This is a genomic window from Desulforamulus putei DSM 12395, from assembly GCF_900129195.1.
GTDB classification, from domain to species: domain Bacteria; phylum Bacillota; class Desulfotomaculia; order Desulfotomaculales; family Desulfotomaculaceae; genus Desulfotomaculum; species Desulfotomaculum putei.
Map to the genome: position 1 here is coordinate 49,425 of NZ_FQUY01000017.1, position 17,696 is coordinate 67,120.

The 17,696-nt window shown below is 45.9% G+C and carries 15 protein-coding genes; 12 read left to right on the top strand and 3 right to left on the bottom strand.

The features are described from left to right. Positions 1–105 precede the first annotated feature (105 nt). The 7 genes from nuoE (at position 106) to cas5b (ending at position 9,969) form a co-directional block, all read left to right on the top strand. Positions 106–579, top strand: coding sequence for an NADH-quinone oxidoreductase subunit NuoE (gene nuoE / locus BUB67_RS11200; protein WP_073239517.1), 474 nt, complete (start codon positions 106–108; stop codon positions 577–579). Between the two features lie 13 nt (positions 580–592). Further along, positions 593–2,539, top strand: coding sequence for an NADH-quinone oxidoreductase subunit NuoF (locus BUB67_RS11205; RefSeq protein ID WP_073239518.1), 1,947 nt, complete (start codon positions 593–595; stop codon positions 2,537–2,539). Between the two features lie 14 nt (positions 2,540–2,553). Next, positions 2,554–5,232, top strand: coding sequence for a formate dehydrogenase subunit alpha (gene fdhF, locus BUB67_RS16015; RefSeq protein WP_238457033.1), 2,679 nt, complete (start codon positions 2,554–2,556; stop codon positions 5,230–5,232). A gap of 523 nt (positions 5,233–5,755) precedes the next feature. Further along, the gene (cas6, locus tag BUB67_RS11220) at positions 5,756–6,544 is read left to right on the top strand and encodes a CRISPR-associated endoribonuclease Cas6 (RefSeq protein WP_073239521.1); all 789 of its coding nucleotides are present in this window, start codon (positions 5,756–5,758) and stop codon (positions 6,542–6,544) included. Next, positions 6,528–8,276, top strand: coding sequence for a TIGR02556 family CRISPR-associated protein (locus tag BUB67_RS11225; RefSeq protein WP_073239522.1), 1,749 nt, complete (start codon positions 6,528–6,530; stop codon positions 8,274–8,276). The genes cas6 and BUB67_RS11225 overlap by 17 nt, the downstream gene beginning before the upstream one ends. Then, positions 8,266–9,228, top strand: a complete 963-nt coding sequence (gene cas7b, locus BUB67_RS11230; RefSeq protein ID WP_073239523.1) for a type I-B CRISPR-associated protein Cas7/Csh2 — start codon at positions 8,266–8,268, stop codon at positions 9,226–9,228. The genes BUB67_RS11225 and cas7b overlap by 11 nt, the downstream gene beginning before the upstream one ends. Positions 9,229–9,240: 12 nt before the next feature. Next, positions 9,241–9,969: a type I-B CRISPR-associated protein Cas5b gene (gene cas5b, locus BUB67_RS11235; protein ID WP_073239524.1), complete on the top strand. Its 729-nt coding sequence runs from the start codon at positions 9,241–9,243 to the stop codon at positions 9,967–9,969. 183 nt (positions 9,970–10,152) lie between these two features. On the opposite strand, the gene BUB67_RS17530 is transcribed toward cas5b, so the two are convergent. Beyond that, positions 10,153–10,656 (bottom strand): IS110 family RNA-guided transposase, encoded by a 504-nt coding sequence (locus tag BUB67_RS17530; protein WP_476588305.1) that lies wholly within the window; start codon positions 10,654–10,656, stop codon positions 10,153–10,155. An 8-nt stretch (positions 10,657–10,664) separates the two neighbouring features. Next, on the bottom strand, positions 10,665–11,381 hold the full coding sequence (locus tag BUB67_RS17535; RefSeq protein ID WP_476588306.1) for an IS110 family transposase: 717 nt from the start codon (positions 11,379–11,381) through the stop codon (positions 10,665–10,667). A 354-nt stretch (positions 11,382–11,735) separates the two neighbouring features. On the opposite strand from BUB67_RS17535, the gene BUB67_RS11245 reads away from it, so the two are divergent. From BUB67_RS11245 to cas2, 5 genes are all read left to right on the top strand, one after another. Beyond that, positions 11,736–14,165 (top strand): CRISPR-associated helicase/endonuclease Cas3, encoded by a 2,430-nt coding sequence (locus BUB67_RS11245; protein ID WP_073239525.1) that lies wholly within the window; start codon positions 11,736–11,738, stop codon positions 14,163–14,165. 43 nt (positions 14,166–14,208) lie between these two features. Then, entirely contained in the window at positions 14,209–14,715 is a 507-nt protein-coding gene (cas4, locus tag BUB67_RS11250; protein ID WP_073239526.1) for a CRISPR-associated protein Cas4, read from the top strand. Positions 14,716–14,732: 17 nt separating this feature from the next. After that, positions 14,733–15,725 carry a type I-B CRISPR-associated endonuclease Cas1b gene (gene cas1b / locus BUB67_RS11255; protein ID WP_073239527.1) on the top strand — a complete coding sequence of 331 codons (993 nt, stop codon included), beginning with the start codon at positions 14,733–14,735 and terminating at the stop codon, positions 15,723–15,725. A gap of 83 nt (positions 15,726–15,808) precedes the next feature. Next, a complete protein-coding gene (locus tag BUB67_RS11260) occupies positions 15,809–16,012 on the top strand; it encodes a recombinase family protein (RefSeq protein WP_238457034.1) in 204 nt (67 codons plus the stop codon). Between the two features lie 575 nt (positions 16,013–16,587). Further along, entirely contained in the window at positions 16,588–16,851 is a 264-nt protein-coding gene (gene cas2 / locus BUB67_RS11270) for a CRISPR-associated endonuclease Cas2 (protein ID WP_073239531.1), read from the top strand. A gap of 382 nt (positions 16,852–17,233) precedes the next feature. On the opposite strand, the gene BUB67_RS11275 is transcribed toward cas2, so the two are convergent. Then, the coding region (locus BUB67_RS11275; RefSeq protein ID WP_143157070.1) for a transposase at positions 17,234–17,696 on the bottom strand (463 nt) is incomplete at its 5' end.

Sequence of the window (17,696 nt, forward strand, 5' to 3'; positions counted from 1 at the left end):
TTATCAGGGTCTTCTTTTTTCGACAGCGTAGTACATTGGTAATAGAACTTTGTACATAAAAATAGTACAATAATCACTGTAAAAATAACATCGGGGGGCGGATTGATGCAGGAATGCCATTGTGAGGACAAGCAAATGAAGCTTGCGCAGTTGCTTTTAAAATATAAAGATACACCGGGGGCGTTAATACCTGTCCTGCAGCAGGCCCAGGAGATATTCGGCTACCTTTCTCCGGAACTGTTGAGGGAGATCTCCGCCGGACTAAGAATACCGTTATCCAGAACCTATGGCGTAGCCACCTTTTACTCCCAGTTTCACTTAAAGCCAAGGGGGCGCAACATCATAAAAGTGTGCCAGGGAACCGCTTGCCATGTCAGGGGCGGCAGCAAGGTGCTGGAGGCCATTAAAAGATATGTGGGGGTAGAAACCGGAGAAACCTCTGAGGATTTGCGTTTTACGTTAGAAACTGTGGCCTGCCTGGGAGCCTGTGGACTGGCGCCGGTCATGATGGTTAATGAAGAGACCGAGGGTCAATTAACGCCTGACAAGGCTGTAAAAAAGATTGCTGACTGTGAATAGGGGGACGTAACCAATGATCAATTTAATGGACAACTGCTGTTCTAAATGCACCCATTCCCCGGCTACACCCTGTTCAAACTATGTTCTTTGCCGCACGGCAGGTCCCTTTTGCCATACCGATAAGGGCTGTGAGGAAAAGAGAAAGAACCATATCAACAATGTCAGGGTTCCCTCCGGCGGAAATTACCAACAGATCATTGTCTGCGGCGGGACAGGCTGTACATCCTCCGGGTCTGCCCGGCTGGTTGATTCATTAAAAGAAGCCGTTAACGAGGCAGGCCTCTCGGACCGTGTGGCGGTGAAAAGAACTGGCTGCCATGGTTTTTGCGAGAATGGGCCCATTGTGCATATCAAACCGGAAGGCATTTTTTATACCCGGGTAAAACCGGCGGATGCTCGGGATATTGTTAATCACCTGGCTGATGGGCAAATAGTGGAGCGGTTAGTTTACCGGGATGCGGCTGGCAATTCCTATCCCCATTTCCACGAAATCCCCTTTTATGCCGGGCAAACCTTGATTTTGCTAACTAACTGCGGGCACATCGATCCCGAGCAAATTTCTGATTACGTAGCGGTGGGAGGTTACCGGAGTCTGGTCAAGGTGTTGCAGCATATGACCCCTGAACAAGTCATTGAAGAAATCCAGCTATCCGGACTCAGGGGCAGAGGGGGAGCCGGGTTCCCTACGGGCAAAAAATGGGCCGCCGCCCGCAGGGCAGCAAGGGAAATCAAATACATCATCTGCAATGCCGACGAAGGAGACCCCGGGGCCTTTATGGACCGTTCACTGTTAGAAGGCGACCCCCACTCGGTGCTGGAAGGAATGATCATCGCGGGCTTTGCCGTGGGTTCCCATCAAGGATACATTTATTGCCGGGCAGAATATCCCCTGGCCATTAAGAGGTTAAAATCAGCCATCCAACAGGCCAGACAATGGGGCCTGCTGGGTAAAAACATTTTAAATTCCGGGTTTGATTTTGACATTGACTTGAAAGAAGGGGCGGGGGCTTTTGTATGTGGCGAGGGTACCGCCTTACAAGCATCCATTGAAGGGCTGCGCGGCATGCCCAGGGTCAAGCCCCCCCGCTCCACGGAAAAAGGCCTGTGGGAGAAACCTACGGTTCTCAACAACGTGGAAACCCTGGCCAATGTGCCGCTGATTATTCAAATGGGGGCAGAGGAATACCGCAAGCTGGGTACGGAACAATCCCCCGGTACAAAAATATTCGCTTTAAGTGGTTCCCTTGTCAATCCTGGGCTGGTGGAAGTCCCCATGGGAAAAACCTTACGGGAGATTATCTTTGGCACCGGCGGGGGGATCCGGGACGGCAAGGCCTTTAAAGCGGTACAGTTGGGAGGGCCCTCCGGCGGCTGCCTGGCGGAACAACACCTGGACCTGCCGGTGGACTTTGATTCCTTATCCTCGGTGGGGGCCACCATTGGCTCCGGTGGCATGGTGGTCATGGACGAGGGCGCCTGCATGGTGGATGTGGCCCGCTTCTTTCTGGCCTTTACCCAGAAGGAATCCTGCGGCAAATGTACTCCCTGCCGGGAAGGCACCAAGCGCATGCTGGAAATCCTGGAACGAATGTGCCGGGGTGAGGCCACGCTGGATGATCTGGCTGACCTGGAGAGGCTGTGCCGGGTGGTTAAAAATACTTCTCTCTGCGGGCTGGGACAGGCCTGTCCCAATCCTGTATTATCCACTTTGCAGTATTTTAGGGAAGAATACATGGCCCACATCGTGGAAAAACGTTGCCCTGCCGGAGTGTGTGCTGAACTTGTTCGTTACCGCATTGATGAGAACCTGTGCCGGGGCTGCGGTCTTTGCCTTAAGAACTGCCCGGTTCAGGCCATCCGGGGCCAGCGGAAGCAGCCCCATGCCATCGATGACAGCCGCTGCATAAAATGCGGCGTCTGCCTGAGTAAATGCAAATTTAAGGCTGTTGTAAGGTCCTGAGGAGGTGAACCGGGGTGTCTGATATTACATGTACCATCAATGATAAATCCGTAACGGTTCCCAGGGGAACCACCATTTTGACAGCTGCAGCCATGTTGGGAATAGATATCCCGACCTTCTGCCATGACCCGGAGTTAAGCCGCTATGGAGGCTGCCGGATTTGTGTGGTGGAGGTGAAGGGCTGGGGGCAGTTGCCGGCCTCCTGTGTAACCGAAGTCCGGGAAGGGATGGAAGTTTATACCGAGTCGGAGAAAGTCCTGGAAGCCAGGCGCACCATCCTGGAATTATTGCTGGCCAATCACCCGGATGATTGTTTGACCTGTGAGAAAACCGGAGCCTGCCGCCTGCAGGAATATGCTTATCGATACGGGGTAAGAAAGGGTGCCTTCCCGGGGGCCTGTCATGCCTACCCCGTGGAAGCAGACAATCCTTTTATTATGCGGGATATGAATAAATGTATTCTCTGCGGCAAGTGTGTAAGGGTCTGTTCCGAGGTGGTGGGACGCAGTGTCATTGATTTCAGTTTCCGGGGCTTTCATGCCAAGGTTGCCACCCCCCTGGACAGCGGACTGCTGAACGCCGGCTGTGTCTTTTGCGGCTCCTGCGTCGAGGTCTGCCCGGTGGGGGCCTTAACCGAAAAACAAAGGATTGGCAAAGGACGTCCCTGGGAACTGGATTCCGTAACCACCACCTGTCCCTACTGCGGCGTGGGCTGCCAGATTAACCTGCTGGTGAAAGAGGGCAGGGTTGTGGGGGCCAATGCCGCGGGCCACGGGGTGAACGGACGCCACCTGTGTGTTAAGGGACGGTATGGGCACGGGTTTATTCACCATCCCGAACGTCTTACCAACCCACTGGTGAGGAAAAACGGTCAACTGCATGAAGTGACCTGGGAAGAGGCCATCCAGGAGGTGGTCCGTCGCTTTGGCCGGATCAAGCAGGAATATGGCGGCCAGGCCATCGGGGTGCTGGCCTCCGCCCGCATCACCAATGAGGAGAATTATCTGCTGAACAAATTGGCCAGATTGGTCCTGGGAACCAATCATATCGACCACTGCGCCCGTCTCTGACACGCTCCCACAGTCGCCGGTCTGGCGGCTGCCACAGGGAGCGGGGCCATGACTAACTCCATTGATGAAATTGCCGGGGCCGACCTGATCCTGGCCATCGGCACCAACACCACCGAAGCCCACCCGGTCATTTCCCTGCGCATACGCAGGGCCATCCAAAGGGGGGCTGTGCTGGTGGTGGTGGACCCAAGAAAAACCGAGCTGGCGGAATTGGCCCACATACACCTGCAAATCAAACCGGGATCGGACATTGCTTTGTTAAACAGCATGGCCAAAGTGATTCTTGATGAAAACCTCTGGGACAAGGAGTTTGTAGAGAGCCGGTGCGAGGGCTTTGAGGAACTGGTGGAGGCTGTCCAGGGCTATACCCCGGAATTGGCCGAAGAATTGACAGGGATTCCTGCGGACAGCATCAGACAGGCGGCCCGGGCCTACGCCACTGTCGGCAAGGCCACCCTTTTATACACCATGGGACTGACCCAGCATGTCTGCGGCACCGACAACGTTCTGGCGGCCGCCAACCTGGCCCTGCTCTGCGGTCAGATAGGAAGAGAATCCACCGGCATCAATCCTCTGCGGGGGCAAAACAATGTCCAGGGTGCCTGCGATATGGGCGCACTGCCCCAGTTCCTGGCCGGCTACCAGCCGGTGGCGGACGAGACCTGCCGGAAGAAGTTTAGTGAAGCCTGGGGAGGCCCTATCCCTGATCAACCGGGCTTGACCGTCGGGGAAATGATGCAGGCCGCCATCCGGGGCAGCATCAAAGGCATGTACATTGTAGGGGAAAACCCTGTCATCTCCGACGCCGACGCCAATCATGTGGAAAAGGCCTTAAACAATCTGGATTTTCTGGTGGTGCAGGATATCTTCCTCACTGAAACAGCCAAATTGGCAGACGTGGTGCTGCCGGCGGCCAGCTTTGCCGAAAAGGACGGCACCTTCACCAATACCGAGCGCAGGGTGCAGCGGGTGCGGCAGGCTGTCCAACCGATAGGCAACAGCAAAGCCGACTGGCAGATCATTTGCGCCCTTGCCGAGGCTCTTGGCCTCCCTATGAGATACCAAAACCCAGAAGAAATATTTAATGAAATGGCTGCCCTAACGCCTTCCTATGCCGGTATTCGTTATGAAAGATTGGAGAAGGAGGGCATCCAGTGGCCCTGCCCGGCAGCAGACCACCCGGGCACGAGCATCCTGCATCAGGAGAAATTTGTCCGCGGCAAGGGAAAGTTCCATGCAGTGGCTTACCTGCCGCCTGATGAACTGCCGGACCGGCAATTCCCGCTGGTATTAAACACCGGCCGGCGTCTGTTCCATTACCACACCGGCAGCATGACCCTGCGCACGGACTTAAGGGAAATCTGCCCCACCGAGCAATTGGATGTTAGTGTTCATGATGCCCAATGCCTGGGTCTTAACCAGGGGGATCGGGTAAAGGTGATTTCCCGGCGGGGAGAAGTAGAAATGACCGTGAGGATATCCGAAACGGTACCCAGGGGAATGGTGTTCGCCTCCTTCCATTTTCCGGAGGCGGCCATTAATAAGCTGACCAACCATGCCCGCTGTCCGAAGTCAAATATCCCCGAATTAAAGGTGTGTGCGGTGAGAATTGAAAAAGTCTAAAACACAAGCGTCTACCAATTAGGTAGGCGCTTGTGTTTTAGAGATAAAACGGTTTAGATATGACACAACGGGAATAGATAGCCGAAAAAATATGAATAAAGTCGCGTTGCCGTAAACCTATGAAGACAGGTTACGACTTTGATGTTTCAGGGAATTTTATAAGAGTAAGTAGTATGATTCGGAGTTTTATAGTTCTCTTCGACATACTTTTTGCTTTTTTGACTCAATGTTTTGATAGAATGAATTTAGCAAATGATTTTTTGCAACATTAATAGAATCATTTGAACTTTACAAAAACAATAATAAATTTTCAAATAATCCTTATAGGTAGACTTTAAGCTTGCTTAAATCAATAAGCATATGTTTCAAACCCTATTAGTTATACTACTTATTATGCTGCTATTAAGCATAATTAATTCTTTCCTGTTTTTCAAGATTTTTCTTGACTCGGAAAAAGTATTCTGATAATTTAATAACCAAAGAATATGCTAAATTAATAAACATATTAAAAAGGATAATGATCATGAGATTAAAACTATCTTTTTACTCCCATAAGCCTATTATTGTACCGACCAATTATCATCAGCAAATACAGGGCCTGATTTATAGACTTATGACAAATGAAGCAATGCAAAAGTTTCTTCATGACCGTGGGTTTAATTATGGGAAGCGGACTTTTAAGATGTTTTGCTTCTCCAGATTGCTTGGGCGTAGCAGTTACGACAAAAATACCAGGCAAATTATTTTTAAATCACCGGTATACCTGTTTATATCAAGTCCCTGGATAGAATTCCTGCAAAACCTGCTCTTTGGTCTCATGACTCAGAAATCAATACTTCTTGGCTCCAATCCATTGGAAATTACGGAAGTGAAAATGGAAAACCCCCCTGATTTTGACGAAAGCCAGACCTATAATATTAAAATGCTCTCCCCGGTAACTATTTACAGCACCCTCATCAATAAAGAAGGTGGTAAAAAGACCTATTATTACTCTCCGACGGAAAGGGAATTTGAGTCACTTATCCGACAAAATTTAGTTAAAAAAGCCCAGGCTTTTTATAATGAAGACTGGTCCCAACTGTCATTTTCCATAAAACTTTTAGGATGCTTAGAGCCCGGCCAGCAAAAAATTATAATTTATAAAGGTAGCGTTATCAAAGGTTGGATGAGTCGGTTTGTCCTACAGGGACACCCCAGGATGCTTAAACTAGCTTATGGGGCAGGATTGGGTGGTAAAAATTCCCAGGGGCTAGGGATGTTTTGTTTAGATAATAAAATAACAGGAGGTGAAAAAAGTGATTTCCGCAGTTAGAGAACTAGGCTTACTGTCACTAAAAATAACGGGTAAAGATGTACTAGCCACTTTAACTGAGACCATTAACCCGGACAAATATCCCAACATGGTTGTTATCGAATTACAAAAAGAGAACGAAGACTATTCCTTTTCCTACCTTAGTTTAGAGGAAACCAACTGTGGAGGAGCCGGGAGTTACCTTTACCGTAAGGGGCCGCCCAATGGGGCAAATTTTTCTCCCACAGCCCTTATTACTGAACCAGAAAAGACCTTTCAAGTAAAGATTCTGGGCTGGTTCCGTACCGTCGACAAACTTTCCCTGAGCCAGAAGGATCAAAAAATAATAACATCTGTTAAAAAGGCCCTGGAAGCACAGCAACAACAAATTATAGCCTTACTTAAAGGAAAGCTGGCGGATATCAAAGGTTCCGCCGGTCTGACACTAAAGATAGACGGATGCTATTTGCGGGATATAACAGCCTTCAGGGACAGTTTTCTGCAACTGGTGGCCGCTAAAGAAGATAGTATCTCAGCCCAAGACAAAATTTGTTCTGTTTGTGGACAACGAAAAGCAAAAGTTTCTGCGGGTGCGCCGGCCTATAAATTTTACACAATAGACAAGCCCGGTTTTATTACGGGCCATTTTATAAAAGAAAAAAGCTGGCGTAACTACCCGGTATGCTCCGAGTGTTCTCTGGCTTTGGATGAGGGGAAACGTATTTTAGAAGAAAGATATCGCTTCTCCTTTTACGGGTTAAGTTATTATCTGGTTCCCAAATTTATTCTCAAGGAACCATCCAGTTTTATTCTTAATATTCTAACAGGGGAAATGGACAAGAACATTAAACTAAACGACAACGCAGGTGGTAAGCTTACCACTAATGAAGATGACATACTACACGAATTAGCTTCCGAAAAGGATACCATGACCCTAAATTTCCTGTTCTTACGAAAGGAGCAGAGTTCAGAACGGATTTTGCTCCTGGTTGAGGATGTGCTACCTTCCCGGTTACGCGATCTGTTTAAGGCCAAGGCCGCCGTGGATCGGATGTTTCCGCAGCAGCCCTTTCACTTTGGCCGTATCAGAACTTTTTTTGCCAAATCCGATGATGCAAAGAGGGACAATGATCTAGATAAATATTTCATGGAATTGGTTGATAAGATTTTCAAAGGGCTACCTGTAGCCATGTCCTTTTTGGCCACTCACTTTATGCGAGAAATCCGACGAGATTTCAATACCAGTAATATCAATTCTTTCAAATTGTTAGATGCCATAGAAACTGTACTGTTTTTTGCTCACCTGAAAATGCTGGGCAGGAAGGAGGTTACGATGTCAACGACAATTTTTGATCCGATCTTTGATCGCTTTGCTAATCAACTAAATACACCTGAAAAACGTGGAGTATTTTTATTAGGTGCTCTGACTCGGATGTTGTTAAATGTTCAGTATGCGGAGAGGAAGTCCCAACCGTTTTTAGTTAACCTTATGGGATTAAAAATGGACTCTAGACAAGTTAAAGGACTTTTACCCAAAGTTATTAATAAACTTCAAGAATACAAACGGTTTGATAAAGGTAAAGCCCAACTGGCTGAAGCTATTTCAGTATTACTTTTGGAATCAGACCAAAATTGGAGGATGACGGTGGACGAGTTAAACTTCTATTTTGTTTGCGGTATGAACATGTATAATGAAGCAAACCTAATTTTATATGGGAAGAAAGAGGAGGTAGACGATACCGATGCTGAATAACCGTTCAGAAATATTATTCCTTTATGATTGCACTTTTTCAAATCCAAATGGCGATCCTTTGGATGCGAACAAACCAAGAATAGATGAAGAAAGCGGAAAAAATATTGTCACCGATGTGCGCCTGAAAAGAACTGTAAGAGATTTTCTAAACAAAAACAAAGGGGAGGAAATTTTCGTCCGTGAAATTGCTGATGAGGAAGGTATTATTCAGGATGCCAAGCTGCGGGCGGAAGACTTCCTCAACCAAGATGGAAAGACCATAAAAAAATCCGACTTAAAAATTAGCGAAATGAAATCAATTATTGAAAAAAATATATTGGACAGTTGCATTGACGTGCGACTCTTCGGTGCTACAATTCCTATAGAAAAAAATACTAAGGAAAAGAGTTCAATCACCCTGACAGGTCCTGTCCAGTTTAAAATGGGACAGTCCTTACACCGGGTAAAGTTGCAATATATAAAAGGAACGGGTGCCTTTGCCTCCGGCAGTGATCAGACCCGGAAAACTTTCCGGGAAGAATACATTCTGCCATATTCACTAATAGCTTTTTACGGGGTCGTTAACGAAAATGCGGCGATTCATACGAAATTAACCGAAGACGACGTGAACAAGCTTTTGGATGCTCTGTGGAATGGTACAAAAAACCTGCTCTCCCGTTCTAAAGCGGGACAGCAGCCCAGGTTATTATTGCGAGTGTCCTACCAGGAAAGCTGCTTCCATTTAGGGGAATTAGATAAGCTCGTTTTCTTTAATACGGATAAATATGAAGAAGAGATCAGGGATATTCAAGACGGAATTTTGAATGTGGACAAATTGGTAGAGGCTTTAGCAAAGAACAAGGACAAAATCGCCTTTGTAGAAGTGGCGGCGGACGACAGGCTAAGGTTAAGCCAAAATTTACAAGAGACCTTATCTAAACTGAGTATGGATGTACGTACATTGTCTTTCTAAGGGATGGCATTTATGAAAAAGAAGGTTTTAATTTTTGATATCTTTGGTGACCTGGCCCACTTTCGTAAATATTACTCCACATCTTCACCTGTCACATTTTCTATTATTCCACCCGTCACTGTACTGGGGGTTTTAGGGGCAATTTTGGGATTATCTAAAGAAGAAAACAAATATATAAGGGAACTGAATGAAGCAGGAACTCAAGTGGCTGTTCAAATTCTACGCCCGGTCAAAAAAATTCGCATGGGTATTAACCTGATCAACACAAAGGGGAATATTTGGGTGCCAAAGCAGAGAAAAGAAGGAGCGCGAACTCAAATAAGATTTGAGTTTTTAAAGGATGTGGCTTACCGACTATATGTAACCATGGGAAATGAGCAATTGTTTAAACAGCTGAGTGAAATGGTTTATGAGCATAAAAGCTATTACACCGTAAGCCTTGGAATTAGCGAGTTGCTGGCGGATTTTCGCTACGTAGCTGAGAAGGAGTTCATCTGGTGCGAAGGTAATCAGCATTTTGTGAATATTGTTTCCGCCGTTCCTGTTGAATATCTTGCTGCGGACGGCATTAGTATTACTCCTGGGAAAAGGTATTTAAAGGAAAGGGTTCCTTTGCAAATGAATGATGACAGAGAAGTTTTAAACTATGGTGACCTTTTAACCGAGACACAGGGACAGGAGCTTAACGTTAAATTAAAAGGTTATTGGGAAAGCCCCCAGGAACGTATCGTCCTAATTTAATAATAGCCCCACCTTAAATAAAACCAAAGGTGGGGCCCTTTATTAGGGAAGACCCGCGGTAAAATAGCAAGACCCTAAATTGGGAATTTTTTTGGCTGTTATGTAAAAAAGGCAATAAATATCCCTACCAGCAATCGTAATAGATTCCCAGTTATGAAAGAAAATGTAAAACGTAAAATATTATTAATTCACCCTCCTCTGCTGGTAGATTTGGCCTTCACTCAGCAGCGCGAAGACCATGCGAACGAGTTTGCGGGCCGTAAGGACTAAAGCACGTTTATGATGGTGATGTCTGGCTTCGGCATACTTCCTGCGGTAGAACTCATCATACTCCGGCTCCCACACCCGGACGGAGTTGGCCGCTTCTACAAGGTAATACCGCAGGTAGTAGTTACCTGACCTGGTTAAGGGAATATCCTGGGCGTTGAACTTGCTTGATTGGTTCTGCCGCCAGGTTAAGCCCGCGAATTTGGCAAGGCTATTGTGATTGTCAAACCTTGAAATATCGCCGATCTCGGCTATTATGCCAGCTGCGTAAACCGGCCCGATGCCTGGAATAGTTTCCAACGTGTGTGGAATTGCCTTTATCTCTTTGGCGATGGCCTGATCGATTTTCTTTTGCTGCTTCTCAAAGAACCGGATGGTCTCAAGGGACATAGCCAGTGTAATGTCCACAGATTCTTGCATTTTCGGGTTTAAACGGTAGGAGTTAGAGCTGCCCGTTTAAGGGTCTTGGCCATCTCAGGAACATCCTTAAGCCGGTGGTTTCCGTGTTGCAGCATCAGGTCTACCAATTCTTCCACAGGCAGATTGGCGATTTCATCGGGTGTTAGGTTAGCTATAACTGCTGTGGATGCCTGACCAAACAGGTTTGAGAACGGGCACTCCTTCTGGTATGTGGAGAACTTAAGGAAAATCAGGTTTAAGGCCCTGTTCTTCTCCCTAGTGAGGTTACTCACCATGTGGTAGCGAAACCGGGTTAGCCGTTGCAAAGGTGCATACCTCATGTCGGGAGGTGGTGTTGGACGGACTCGTCCAAACCGCAAGCAATCAGCAATAACCCTGGCATCTAAGGCATCTGTCTTGGCCATATCAGTGTAGATATTCTTGAACCCGTCAATGACCTTGGGGTTAATCACAGCGATTTCGGTGCCCAGAGCTGTTAATTGAGGGTCATCATGAAGGGCCTGGGACAGATGCCACCAGTAAAGGTTGGTGGCTTCCATGCCAATCTTGACCTTATCGACAGGCAAAGTATCAGCCACATCAACCACTTTTTCCACAAGTCTTTCGGTTCCAGGGAGGTCGTTGGAAACAGAGAATCCACAGACATCATCACCGGTGTCATCAATGATTCTGACTACATTGGTGTCGGCTTCTATGTCAATGCCGACAAAAAGAGTACGGCCCATGTTATCAACACCTCCTTTCACGTGAACTTAAAGAAACCAAAATTTTGGGGTATCCCTGGGAACCTGGTGTAACAGCAACCTTGCCGATGAGCACTCACCCAAAGAGATTGGTGTGATGCTCCTTGCTGAAGGGAGAACCTCTTTGGGCGTGCAACCCGCGCGTAAGCGGTTGCCACCAGGCCCGGGGAGCAGTCTTTCCAAGCACTTAAAAGTGCAGGGGGCGAAAAACTGCCCCACCATCGGTTCTACCGTGATTGTCCCAGGGTATAACCCAAAGGTCAATTACTTTAAAAAATAAATATGACCAACTGGAAATTATTCCGCTGGTCATATCATACAAGGGGGTAAAGAATATTGCCATTTTTAAAAAGCCATCCGGATCAGGAACTAAAGGACCATTTATTAGGTGTGTGGCAGCTGGCCAGACAACTATGGGGAGACAGAAAGATTTTACCTTGGGATTCCAAGTTGTTAGGAGATTTACTGGCTATTGTTACCCTAACTCATGATTTTGCTAAGGCTACCCGTTACTTTCAAAATTACATCACCTCGCCTGAGTTAGGTCAAAAAAAGAGCGGTCCCCTCGAGAGTCATGCCTTGCTGTCGGCCATTGTGGGATACTTTATGGCAAAAACCTATTTAAAAGACCACCCTGATAACAAAAGGCTTAGCTATATGGTTTTTTTAGCTATTAAACGCCATCACGGAAACTTACGGGATATTACCGATGAGTGTGCCGTTTTCGGTGATAAGGAACAAGAATTGTTGCTAAAGCAGGTAGAGGCCATTGATTTTTCCTTATTAAAGGAAACCTGGCAGTCAATTGACCCTCAGTTGCCGTTAACCACGAGCTTTGGTTCTATATTGACGCAAGAACTGCTAAAAGAATGGGTGTATACTTTTAAGGATGAATTAAGACAGGTTCGGCGAGCCTGGCTTAGAAGTGGTAGTAATGACTTCCTTTTAGAGGTTGACCAACTAAGGGTCCCAAATACCACGCACCAACAAAGTCAACTGCAGGATTACTTCCGGTTTCTTATTTTATATTCCTTACTACTGGACGCAGATAAATGCCAGGTGGGAGTGAGGGACTACCGGTTACATATTGTCAAATTACCGGCCGATTTAGTAGATACCTTTAAGAATAAACAAGACTGGGAGATTCAAGGCCTTAATGCTTTACGTGAGGAAGCGTATCAAGAAATAGCGGGTAATCTAGATTTGGCAGATAAAGGGAACATATTTTCCATTACGCTGCCTACCGGTTTGGGCAAGACTTTGGCTGCTTACAACTTCGCCTTTAAATTAAGGGAAAAGCGTTTACAGGAAAGAGGAACCGCACCGAAAATTATCTATACTCTACCATTTTTGACAGTAATTGATCAAAATTACCAAATATTGTCAGATATATTGGAAAATCAGACTGGACATCATATTTTAATCAAGCATCACCATCTTACAGACCCTGTTTATAATATGAGGACAGGGCATGAAGATGAAACAAGTTATTCTGCTAACGCAGCAAAACTTCTTATCGAAGGTTGGTCCTCAGAAATCGTTGTTACTACCTTCGTTCAGTTATTTGAAACTTTAATCGGCTGGCGCAACAGCACCTTAAGAAAATTTCACCGCTTGGCTCATGCCATCATTATCCTTGACGAAATTCAAGCCCTGCCCATTAAATACTGGCCGCTGGCTCAGCAGATGTTGGAATTTCTGGCTGGACAAATGAATACAGATATTATTTTGGTGACAGCTACCCAACCGAAAATTTTTTCAGGGTTGAGTAAAGTAATAGAACTGGTTCAGCCCCAAAAATATTTTAGCCAGATGGGGCGTGTACGATTGGAAATCAACGTGAACCGCCGCACTATAGATGAGTTTGTGGAAGATGAACTCCGGGAACAGCTTTCTGCTAACCCGGAAAAAAGCTTTTTATTTATTTTGAATACTGTAAGTTCAGCCAAGGAGCTTTACCGTCAATTAAAGAACTTAACCAGCGAACCTATTGCTTTTTTGTCCACCGGGGTCGTTATGAAGGAAAGGAAAAAGCGTATTGAAGATATCCGCGATAAAAAATACCGTTTGGTAGTGAGTACACAACTGGTTGAAGCGGGGGTGGATATCGATTTTGATATCGTTTACAGGGACCTGGCTCCTATGGATTCCATCAACCAGGCAGCCGGTCGTTGTAACCGTCACGGGTTAGGAAACGGCATTGTCCGTATTATTTCTTTAGTAGCCTCTGACAGGGGACGTTCCTATGCCCATATGATTTATGATGATGTAGCTTTGGATATAACCAAAAAAATTCTTGAAAACTATAAAGAGGTTGATGAGAAGGAGTTTCTTAATTTAATTGACCTATATTTTACCCAGGCCAAATCCAAAATGCTATTGAATGAGTCCCACAAAATATTACAGGCAGTCCAAAGACTTTGTTTTTTTGCTGAGGATGAAACCAAGACAAGCGTAAGCGATTTTCAACTGATCAAGGAAAAAGGTCACCGGGAGAATGTGTTTGTAGAATTGGACAAAGAGGCAGAGGAGGTATGGGCTGAATACGAAAGGATCATTCAAATAAATGGCTTCTATGAGAAACAGGAAAAGTTTAATGCCATTAAAAAAATATTTTACGAATATGTAATTTCTATCCCCGTTTCACGATTAACGGACCTGCCGCCAGAGGTCAATCATTTTCGTTACGTTTGCAGCTCACAAATAGAATATTATTATGACCGGAACTTGGGTTATGACAGCAAAGGGGCAACCATTATCTTTTAAACGGAAACCTGTTATAGTAAGGGATTAGTTGGGTGATGCAAATATGGAGAACAAAGAACTGCATGTCAGCGGAACCCTGGTTTGGTATTACTATATTTGCCAGCGGGAAGTATGGCTAATTGGGCACCAAATTGTGGCTGATCAAGACGATGCCAATATATCCTTGGGGCGTTTTATTCAGGAATATTCCTATCCCAAAGAAAGAAAAGAACTCGTTTTAGGACATAGCAGAATAGATGTGTTCAGGGCGGGCAACGAACAATTGATTATCGGTGAAGTAAAAAAGAGTTCTAAATACCGTCAAAGTGCTCGTATGCAGTTGGCCTTTTATCTAAGTGAACTGCGACAACTTGGTGTAGAGGCAAAAGGAGAGCTGCGATTCCCAAAGGAAAAACAAAAGGAAGAAGTTAAACTGGACGATCAAATGGAAAAGGAACTAGATAAGGTTAGGAGGGATATACTGCGTATTTTGTATCTATCCCAACCCCCTGAACCTGTTAAAATTCCTTTTTGTAAAAAATGTGCCTATACGGAGTTTTGCTGGTCATAGTATAAGGGGGGATACCGGTGAAAAAGACCTTATATATATTCTCCAATGGTGAGCTGCATAGAAAAGACAATACCCTGTACTTTGAAACGGAAAACGGGCGGCGGTTTATTCCCGTTGAAGATACCGGGGAGATTATGGTATTCGGGGAAGTGCAAATTAATAAAAAGTTTCTGGAATTTCTCTCCCAGAAAGAAATTATCCTGCACTACTTCAGTCACCATGGCTACTATATGGGCACTTTCTATCCCAGGGAACATTTGAACTCCGGCTACATGATACTACGACAGGCGGAACATTACTTGGACGAACAACGACGTTTGGTTGTGGCCAGGGAATTTGTCCGCGGGGCAGGTAAAAATATTCGCCAGGTTTTAAAATATTATCATGGTCGGGAAAAAGATGTAGGGGAACCACTTCGCGCGGTGGAAAAACTACTTCCCTCAATAGATGATTGCGGGGACACCGCAGCTTTAATGGCCATAGAGGGGAATATGCGCGACCATTACTACCGTGCCTTTGATGCCATCATTGGCGACCCCGATTTTATATTTCAGGAACGAACCCGCCGTCCTCCTAAAAACCATTTAAACACACTGATCAGCTTTGGTAATTCCTTAATGTACTCGATTTGTTTGAGCGAAATTTACAAAACACACCTGGACCCCCGGATAGGTTTTCTGCACGCCACCAACTTTAGGCGGTTTACCTTAAACCTTGATATATCAGAGATTTTTAAGCCTATCATCATTGATCGTCTTATATTCTCATTGATAGGCAAGAAGATGGTTACAAAGAATGATTTTGAACGTGGTACCGAGGGCATTCTTCTTAAAGACAAGGCGAAAAAGTGCTTTGTAGAGGAATTGGATAACAAACTGAAAACAACCATTAATCACCGGGAAATCGGCCGCCAAGTCTCATACCGCCGTTTAATTCGATTGGAACTGTATAAGCTGGAAAAGCACCTGATGGGTGAAAAACCTTACTCTTCTTTTGTGGCCCGCTGGTGACAGCAACCGTAGATAAATCCAGTCCCAAAGCTGGGACATGAGGTACAGTTGATAATGAAATAGGATAGAGAGAGCGCCGCGGCTTGACTAACGTGCTCAAGCTGGCCGAGCGTGGCGATTATAAGAAACTAATTATCGAATATCCCGACCGGCTGGCCCGGTTTGGATATTCGTGCATCGAGCGGCATTTGAGATACTGCGGTGTGGAAATAATCGCCATTACGGAAAAAGAACCGCGGGGAAGAGAGCAAAGGCGGCAATCAAAATATCAAGGTAAGCTGGCATAATGGAGAATTCGTCCCCCGGCGGGCGATAGGTTTTAAAGAGCACATAACAAAAGAGTTAAAGCAAAAAGTCCAAGTCCTCAAAGAGAAGCTTAGTCAAAAGGTAAATTCCTTACCTGGGGAAGGAAAAGGGATGACCCGAAAGGTGAAGCAACTCTTCAAGCGGCTGGGCGAGAAAGTCCCTGTTCACAACGGCTTAACCCGTATTAAACAGGAATCGTTTTATTCTGCCTGGCATGACTTGAAGCACCTTGCTTTATCAAGTAGGTGACCCCGTTTAGCCGGCATCGGACAAACCGGTAGGCACCCTAATAGGGCGCGGGAGGCAGAGCCGTAAGGCTTTCGCTCAACGGTCAACGCGGGATGGAAACTTCATGGTTTCCCTTATGTCCGGGTCTTGCGCCCGTGAAGCGCAGTTCTCCCGTCCGGGTGGGACTCCCGGGCCGAGGTCCCCCTGTCGCGAAGTCTACTCCCAGGAGTGGGCAAATCCAATCCAAAAGGAGTGAAATCCAGGTCGTGGGGTGGGCCGCTTAACTGGATTAAAAACAGTTAGGTTTTTTGAACCTGGTGAGGCATATCTGTTTGTAATCCTGGTATATGATGTGCATCAGAAAAGAGTGGCAAAAGTTCTGAAAAAATGCCGCCAGTATCTTAATTGGGTTCAAAACTCGGTACTGGAAGGGGACATTTCAGAAGCTAATTTAAAGAAATTAAAAATGGAGCTAGAACGGATAATCCGACAAGATGAGGACTCAGTGATATTTTATTACCTGCGCACAACAAAGTATTCCTCCAGGGAAATAATGGGATTGAAAAAAGGTGGGGATGAGAATATTATATAACTAATATTATATAACTAATGACGAGTGGTTGTCGTCGATCTCTGGTAGCGCAAAAGTTCCCGGGGATCGACGACAACCTAGAAACAAAAACCCCTTGCAACACATGGATTTTTAATTTGGTTAACACTAAATACCGGTTAGGCTCGAAATATGAAAACCTTATTTTTTGGGCACTCTGACGGTTTTTAGCCTACCTATCCTGAAAATTAAAGACAGGTGAAGATTGCAAAAAGATAGTACGTGATGAATGGTTTTTAGCCTACCTATCCTGAAAATTAAAGCAACATGGCCATGAAAAAGGCAATAACAAACTAACCCGGACTAACCTTTTTTAAAAACACGGTTCCGGATAGCAGAAGGATAATATGTTAACCAAGAGAAATTAGGCTACTGATTCAACAATGACCTTGACTCCAAGCGATTCGAGCTTCTTGATGGACTGCTTAATAACAGTATCACGTTTGCGTTCTTCATAATAAGATGGACCAAGCTCAATATATGGCTGCTTACGTTTCAAAATATGATAGACTATGGTTAAGATGCTATGGGCAACTGCTACGGCGGCTCGGTTGGCACCCCGTCTGGCAGCGAGGCGGTGATACTGACTGGACAAATAGGTATTCTTGGTTCGGGCGGCAGCTCTGGCTGCCTCTACCAGAGCACTTCTTAATTTCTGGTTACCCTTGCGCGTTCGTCCCGACTTTCGCTTTCCGGCGCTTTCGTTATTACCTGGAGACAGCCCTGCCCAAGAACATAAATGAGCAGCGGAGGGGAATTGATCCATATTGGTTCCTGTTTCAGCTAAGATTTGTTCAGCTGTGCGCCGTCCCACCCCGGGAATGGTA